Annotated in this window: 6 protein-coding genes; 2 read left to right on the top strand and 4 right to left on the bottom strand. The window is 71.0% G+C overall.

The window, feature by feature from the left end; translation table 11 throughout:
• On the bottom strand, nucleotides 1-1,069 hold a 1,069-nt coding region (gene hemW, locus HW445_RS13370; RefSeq protein WP_180221245.1), incomplete at its 3' end, for a radical SAM family heme chaperone HemW.
• A gap of 260 nt (nucleotides 1,070-1,329) precedes the next feature.
• Nucleotides 1,330-1,596, bottom strand: coding sequence for a 30S ribosomal protein S20 (gene rpsT / locus HW445_RS13365; protein WP_180221244.1), 267 nt, complete (start codon nucleotides 1,594-1,596; stop codon nucleotides 1,330-1,332).
• Nucleotides 1,597-1,820: 224 nt separating this feature from the next.
• Here rpsT and lepA point away from each other — a divergent pair, with 224 nt between their 5' ends.
• The gene (lepA, locus tag HW445_RS13360; protein ID WP_180221243.1) at nucleotides 1,821-3,695 is read left to right on the top strand and encodes a translation elongation factor 4; all 1,875 of its coding nucleotides are present in this window, start codon (nucleotides 1,821-1,823) and stop codon (nucleotides 3,693-3,695) included.
• Nucleotides 3,696-3,995: 300 nt separating this feature from the next.
• On the top strand, nucleotides 3,996-5,870 hold the full coding sequence (locus HW445_RS13355; protein ID WP_180221242.1) for a long-chain fatty acid--CoA ligase: 1,875 nt from the start codon (nucleotides 3,996-3,998) through the stop codon (nucleotides 5,868-5,870).
• A 66-nt stretch (nucleotides 5,871-5,936) separates the two neighbouring features.
• Here HW445_RS13355 and holA read toward each other — a convergent pair whose 3' ends face one another.
• Together holA and HW445_RS13345 are read right to left on the bottom strand one after the other, a co-directional pair.
• Nucleotides 5,937-6,926 carry a DNA polymerase III subunit delta gene (holA, locus tag HW445_RS13350; protein WP_180221241.1) on the bottom strand — a complete coding sequence of 330 codons (990 nt, stop codon included), beginning with the start codon at nucleotides 6,924-6,926 and terminating at the stop codon, nucleotides 5,937-5,939.
• A gap of 88 nt (nucleotides 6,927-7,014) precedes the next feature.
• A complete protein-coding gene (locus HW445_RS13345; protein ID WP_180221240.1) occupies nucleotides 7,015-7,260 on the bottom strand; it encodes a hypothetical protein in 246 nt (81 codons plus the stop codon).
• Nucleotides 7,261-7,367: the final 107 nt, after the last annotated feature.

Below are 7,367 nucleotides of genomic sequence, written 5' to 3'. Positions count from 1 at the left end.
CCACCAGCCGCAGTTCCAGCAGGATCCGCTCGACGCGCCGGTCCTCGGCGGAGAGCAGCTCGCGCCCGGCGCCCGGGGAGCGCCCTTCGGCGAGCGCCGCCGCGTAGGCGCCCGGGTGCTTCACGTTCCACCACCGCACGCCCCCGACGTGGCTGTGCGCCCCCGGTCCGGCGCCCCACCAGTCGGCGCCGCGCCAGTACAGCTCGTTGTGCAGGCAGCGTGCGGCCTCGGAGGTCGCCCAGTTGGAGACCTCGTACCAGTCGTACCCGGCCGCCGACAGCGTCTCCTCGGCGATCAGGTACCGGTCGGCGTGGACGTCGTCGTCGGTCATGGGGACCTCGCCGCGGCGGATCCGCCGGGCCAGGCCGGTGCCCTCCTCGACGATCAGCGCGTACGCCGACACGTGGTCCGGCCCGGCGCCGAGCGCGGCGTCCAGGGAGGCCCGCCAGTCGTCGTCGGACTCCCCGGGGGTGCCGTAGATCAGGTCGAGGTTGACGTGGTCGAAGCCGGCCGCGCGGGCCTCCGCGACGCACTCCTCGGGGCGGCCGGGGGTGTGGGTGCGGTCCAGGACCTGGAGCACGTGGCGCCGGGCGGACTGCATGCCGAAGGAGATCCGGTTGTAGCCGCCCTCGCGCAGCTCGGCCAGGTAGGCCGGGTCCACGGACTCCGGGTTGGCCTCGGTGGTGACCTCCGCGTCCTCGGCCAGGCCGAACTCCTGGCGGACGGCGTCCAGCATCCGCACCAGGTCTCCGGCGGCGAGCAGCGTGGGGGTGCCGCCGCCGACGAAGACGGTGCGCACCGGGCGGGGGTCGTCGCCGAGCACCTTGCGGGCCAGGCGGACCTCCTCGGTGAGGGTGTCCGCGTAGTTGTCGCGGGAGGCGAGCACGCCGCCGCTGCCGCGCAGCTCGGTGGCGGTGTAGGTGTTGAAGTCGCAGTACCCGCAGCGGGTCGCGCAGTACGGGACGTGCAGGTAGAACCCGAGGGGGCGCTCGTGGGCGCCCGCCAGGGCGGAGGCCGGCAGCGCGCCGTCGGCGGGGACGGGTTCGCCGTCGGGGAGAGCGGAAGGCATGGGGTCCATTGTCCCCCACCGCCGGCGAAGCCCGGGAGGACCGGCGGCCGGAAGACCGAACGCCCCGGCCTCCGGACCGCCTGGGGAAGGCGGCGCGGGGGCCGGGGCGCTGAAAAGGTGTGCTGGGTCCGTACCCGCGTGGCGAACGCAGGCCGCGTACGAACCCTTGATGCCGGTCGGGAGCGGATGAGAGAGGGCCCGCTCTGGGTCCTTCCAGCGGTTGTTCAGTCGTTCAGATCAGAGAACGAACCGAGGGTGGTTCAGCCCTGGAGGCCGGTGACCTTGGAAGCAAGCGCCGACTTCTTGTTGGCGGCCTGGTTCTTGTGGATGACGCCCTTGGAGACGGCCTTGTCCAGCTGACGCGCGGCGGCGCGCTGGTACTCGGTCGCCTTCTCGAGGTCACCCGCGGCAGCGGCCTCGCGAGCCTTGCGGATCGCGGTCTTCAGAGAGGACTTGACGGCCTTGTTGCGCAGCCGGGCCTTCTCGTTGGTCTTGTTCCGCTTGATCTGGGACTTGATGTTCGCCACGAATGAGCCTTTTCAGGTTCTTGGCACACGAGGGCGAGGCCTCGCGGGCCGTGTGATTTTCTTGGGTGAGCCTCCGCGCGCAAGGGCATGGAGACACAGCGGCCCAGGCTACCAGTCGCCCCGACAGCGGCCCAAACCCGTCACAGGCCCCGCGCCATGGGAGCATGGAGGCTACGTACAGATCCGACCCGAGGCATAAGGCGCCTCAAGAGACAGGACCCTGCGTGCCCGCGACCCCTAACAATGTGCCCGAGCCGAGCCGTACCGACCCGGCTCTGATCCGCAACTTCTGCATCATCGCGCACATCGACCACGGCAAGTCCACGCTCGCCGACCGGATGCTCCAGCTGACCGGTGTGGTCGAGCAGCGGCAGATGCGCGCCCAGTACCTCGACCGCATGGACATCGAGCGCGAGCGCGGCATCACGATCAAGTCCCAGGCGGTGCGTCTGCCGTGGGCCCCCAGGACCGGGGGCGAGCAGAGCCCGACGCACATCCTGAACATGATCGACACCCCCGGGCACGTCGACTTCACCTACGAGGTGTCCCGGTCCCTCGCGGCCTGCGAGGGCACCGTCCTGCTCGTCGACGCCGCCCAGGGCATCGAGGCCCAGACCCTCGCCAACCTCTACCTGGCGATGGAGAACGACCTCACGATCATCCCGGTGCTCAACAAGATCGACCTGCCGGCCGCGCAGCCCGAGAAGTTCTCCGAGGAGCTCGCCAACCTGATCGGCTGCGACCCCTCCGACGTGCTGAAGGTCTCGGCGAAGACCGGCCTGGGCGTGGAGGACCTGCTGGACCGGGTCGTGGAGCGGATCCCCGCCCCGGTCGGCGTCAAGGACGCTCCGGCCCGCGCGATGATCTTCGACTCGGTCTACGACTCCTACCGCGGCGTGGTCACCTACGTCCGGGTGATCGACGGCCAGCTCAACAAGCGCGAGCGCATCCGGATGATGTCGACCGGCGCCACCCACGAGCTGCTGGAGATCGGCACCAACTCGCCGGAGATGCTGTCGGCCGACGGCCTGGGCGTCGGCGAGGTGGGCTACCTGATCACCGGCGTGAAGGACGTCCGCCAGTCGAAGGTCGGTGACACGGTCACCACCCTGAACAAGGGCGCCACCGAGGCTCTGGGCGGCTACAAGGACCCCAAGCCGATGGTGTTCTCGGGTCTGTACCCGCTGGACGGCTCGGACTACCCGCTGCTGCGCGACGCGCTGGACAAGCTCCAGCTCAACGACGCGGCGCTGGTCTACGAGCCGGAGACGTCCGCGGCCCTCGGCTTCGGTTTCCGCGTCGGCTTCCTCGGCCTGCTCCACCTGGACGTGATCCGCGAGCGCCTGGAGCGCGAGTTCGGCCTCGACCTGATCGCCACCGCCCCCAACGTGGTCTACCGCGTGGTCATGGAGGACGGCAGCGAGCACGTCGTCACCAACCCGAGCGAGTTCCCCGAGGGCAAGATCAACGACGTGTACGAGCCGGTCGTGCGGGCCACGATCCTCGCGCCGTCGGAGTTCATCGGCGCGATCATGGAGCTCTGCCAGACCCGTCGCGGCACGCTGCTCGGCATGGACTACCTCTCCGAGGACCGCGTGGAGATCCGCTACACGCTGCCGCTCGCGGAGATCGTCTTCGACTTCTTCGACCAGCTGAAGTCCAAGACCCGCGGCTACGCCTCGCTGGACTACGAGCCCACCGGCGAGCAGACGTCCAGCCTGGTCAAGGTGGACATCCTGCTGCACGGCGACAAGGTGGACGCCTTCTCGGCGATCACCCACAAGGACGCGGCGTACGCCTACGGCGTGCGGCTCGTCGCCAAGCTGCGCGAGCTCATCCCCCGGCAGGCCTTCGAGGTGCCGATCCAGGCCGCCGTCGGCTCCCGGGTGATCGCCCGCGAGACCATCCGCGCCATCCGCAAGGACGTCCTCGCCAAGTGCTACGGCGGTGACATCTCCCGGAAGCGGAAGCTGCTGGAGAAGCAGAAGGAGGGCAAGAAGCGGATGAAGATGGTGGGTTCCGTGGAGGTCCCCCAGGAGGCCTTCATCGCGGTGCTCTCCAGCGACGACAGCGCGTCGTCCGGCAAGGGCAAGAAGTAGGCGCGGATCCGGCCGGGCGGCCGGGCCGCAGCCGCCACCGGAAGGGGCCCGTCGCGTGATCGCGGCGGGCCCCTTCCGCTCCGGGTGACCGGGGGCACAGCGGGAACTGGGGAAATGCCTGCCCGTAGCCTCTTACATACCGTCGGGTCGGCCCTTACCCTGATGCCTGCTCGTTCAGTTACTCGCGAGTTAACACAGGGACGCGCGAGGGAATTAAGCCGCAAACCAGCCAGCCGCACCAGCAGCCGTCAGTAGTGGCCGAGCCGGCCGCACGCACTGCCGCGGGCCCCGGAGGATGTCGTGAGCGACACACAGACCCTGATCGATAACCGTCCGCCGAGTGTGGCGAACCTGTTCCTGGAGCGAGTGGAGGCCACACCGGAGGCGGAGGCGTACCGCCATCCGGTGCCGTCCTCCTCCGGGCAGGGCCCCGACGAGTGGAGGTCCCTCACCTGGCGGCAGGCCGCGGACCGCGTCTTCGGCATCGCGGCGGGCCTGGTCTCCCTGGGCGTCGCCCCGGAGGAGCGGGTGGCGCTGGCCGCCGCGACCCGGGTCGAGTGGATCCTCGCCGACCTCGGCATCCTCTGCGCGGGCGCCGCGACGACCACGGTCTACCCGTCGACCAACGCCGACGAGTCCGCCTTCATCCTCTCGGACTCCGACAGCAAGGTGCTGATCGCCGAGGACGCCACGCAGGTCGCCAAGGCGCTGGAGAAGAAGGACGAGCTGCCCTCCCTCACCCACATCGTGGTGATCGACCCCGAGGGCGTGGAGACCGGTGACACGGTCCTGACGCTGACGGAACTGGAGCGGCGGGGCGCTGCGCTGCTGGAGAAGTCCCCCGAGGTGGTCAAGGAGCGCGTCTCCGCGATCACCAAGGACCAGCTGGCCACCCTGATCTACACCTCCGGCACCACCGGCCGTCCCAAGGGCGTGCGCCTGCCGCACGACTGCTGGGCCTACATGGCGAAGGCGATCTCCGCGACCGGCCTGGTCACCACGGAGGACGTGCAGTACCTGTGGCTGCCGCTGGCGCACGTCTTCGGCAAGGTGCTGCTCTCCAGCCAGGTGGAGACCGGGCACGTCACCGCCGTGGACGGGCGGGTCGACAAGATCATCGAGAACCTGCCGGTGGTGCGGCCGACCTACATGGCGGCCGTCCCGCGCATCTTCGAGAAGGTCTACAACGGGGTCGCGGCCAAGGCCCGCGCGGGCGGCGGCGCCAAGTACAAGATCTTCCAGTGGGCGGCCGGCGTGGCCCGCGAGTACGGCAAGGTCACCCAGGAGAACTACCGCCGCACCGGCAACGCCACCGCGCCGTTCGGGCTGTCCCTCAAGCACGAGCTCGCCGACCTGCTGGTCTACAAGAAGATCCGCGAGGCGTTCGGCGGCAACCTGCGCGCCTGCGTCTCCGGCTCCGCGGCCCTGGCACCGGAGATCGGCTACTTCTTCTCCGGCGCCGGCGTGCACATCCTGGAGGGCTACGGCCTCACCGAGTCCTCGGCCGCCTCCTTCGTGAACCCGGGCGAGGCCTACCGCACCGGCACGGTCGGCAAGCCGCTGCCCGGCACCGAGGTCCGGATCGCCGACGACGGCGAGATCCTGCTGCGCGGCCCCGGCATCATGCAGGGCTACCACAACCTGCCGGACAAGACCGCCGAGGTCCTGGAGGAGGACGGCTGGTTCCACACCGGCGACATCGGCGAGCTCTCCACCGACGGGTACCTGCGGATCACCGACCGCAAGAAGGACCTGATCAAGACCTCCGGCGGCAAGTACGTCGCCCCGGCCGAGGTCGAGGGCCAGTTCAAGGCCATCTGCCCCTACGTCTCCAACATCCTGGTGCACGGCGCCTCGCGGAACTTCTGCACGGCGCTGATCGCCCTGGAGGAGGCCGCCCTGATGGGCTGGGCCGCGGAGAACGGGCTGGCCGGCAAGTCCTACGCGGAGGTCGTCGCCCACCCGGAGACGGTCACCATGGTGGACGGCTACGTGCAGCGGCTCAACGAGGGCCTCCAGCGCTGGCAGACCATCAAGAAGTTCCGGCTCCTGCCGCGCGACCTGGACGTCGAGCACGGCGAGATCACCCCGAGCCTCAAGCTGAAGCGGCCGGTCGTCGAGCGGGAGTACGCCCACCTCATCGAGGAGATGTACGCGGGCTCGCGCGAGGCGTGAGACGCCGGCGGCGGCGACCAGGGGGGGGAACGTTCCCCCCCTGGTCGCCGCCGTTCGTCCTGCGCGTCAGCCCCGGCCGCGCGAGCGGGCGGCGCGGGCGATGGTGACGACCGCCTTCTCCAGGGCGTACTCGGGGTCGTCGCCGGCTCCCTTGACCGCGCCGTCCGCCTCGGCGACGGCGCGGAGGGCGACCGAGACGCCGTCCTCGCTCCAGCCGCGCATCTGCTGACGCACCCGGTCGATCTTCCACGGCGGCATGCCCAGCTCGCGCGCCAGGTCGGCCGGACGGCCGCCGCGCGCCGCGAGCAGCTTCCCGATGGCCCGGACGCCCTGGGCCAGCGCGCTGGTGATCAGGACCGGCGCGACCCCCGTGGACAGCGACCACCGCAGCGCCTCCAGCGCCTCGGCGGCCCGGCCCTCGACGGCCCGGTCGGCCACGGTGAAGCTGGAGGCCTCGGCCCGGCCCGTGTAGTAGCGGCCCACGACCTCCTCGTCGACGGTGCCGTCGATGTCGGCGACCAGCTGGGAGACGGCGGAGGCCAGCTCCCGCAGGTCGCTGCCGAGCGCGTCGACCAATGCCTGGCACGCCTCGGGGGTGGCGGACCGCCCGGCGGCACGGAACTCGCCGCGGACGAAGGCGAGCCGGTCGGCCGGCTTGGTCATCTTCGGGCAGGCGACCTCACGGGCCCCCGCCTTGCGGGCCGCGTCCAGCAGGCCCTTGCCCTTGGCGCCGCCCGCGTGGACCAGCACCAGGGTGATCTCCTCGGCGGGCGAGGAGAGGTACGCCTTGACGTCCTTGACGGTGTCCGCGGAGAGGTCCTGCGCGTTGCGGACGACCACGACCTTGCGCTCGGCGAAGAGCGAGGGGCTGGTCAGCTCGGCGAGGGTGCCCGGCTGCAGCTGGTCCGGCGTGAGGTCGCGTACGTCGGTGTCCGCGTCGGCGGACCGGGCGGCGGCGATCACCTCCCGCACGGCGCGGTCGAGGAGCAGATCCTCCTGGCCCACGGCCAGGGTGACCGGCGCGAGAAGATCGTCGTGAGCTGTTTTCCTGGCCATCCGTCCCAGCATCCCACGCCCCGCCGACAGCCCGGCCGGCCGTCAGGGCCCCGGCCGTCAAGGCCCCGTCCGTCAAGGGCCCTGTCCGTCAGGGCTCCTCGCGCCAGCCGTCCCACTCGGCGGCGAACTCGTCGAGGGCCGCCGGGTCCAGCGCCTCGTCCTCGTCGGCCAGCACGATCAGCCACTGGGCGTCCTCGGCGTCGTCCTCCCCGGCGAGCGCCTCCCGCACGAGGGCCGGTTCCTCGTCCACGCCGAACCGCTCCGCGAGCGCCTCGGCGGCCTCCTCCGCGGCCTCACGATCGGGCAGCACCAGCACGTGTCTCACATCGTTCACGCGCATATTTTGCGACATGCGCGAGGGCTCGCGGATCCCGCCCCCGCCACGGTTCATCCGGGGCCCGCCGTGACGACCCCCAGCGAGCCGCGCGCCCCGGTGACCGC

This window comes from Streptomyces sp. UH6, from assembly GCF_013421635.1.
In the GTDB taxonomy this organism is placed as follows: domain Bacteria; phylum Actinomycetota; class Actinomycetes; order Streptomycetales; family Streptomycetaceae; genus Streptomyces; species Streptomyces abyssomicinicus.
The sequence above is the reverse complement of the archived record's forward strand: the minus strand, read 5'-3'. Positions and strand labels throughout refer to the sequence as shown.

Bases quoted from the DNA above. Each gene is read 5' to 3' on its own strand.
- holA (WP_180221241.1), bottom strand. From the start codon at position 6,926: ATGGCCAGGAAAACAGCTCACGACGATCTTCTCGCGCCGGTCACCCTG.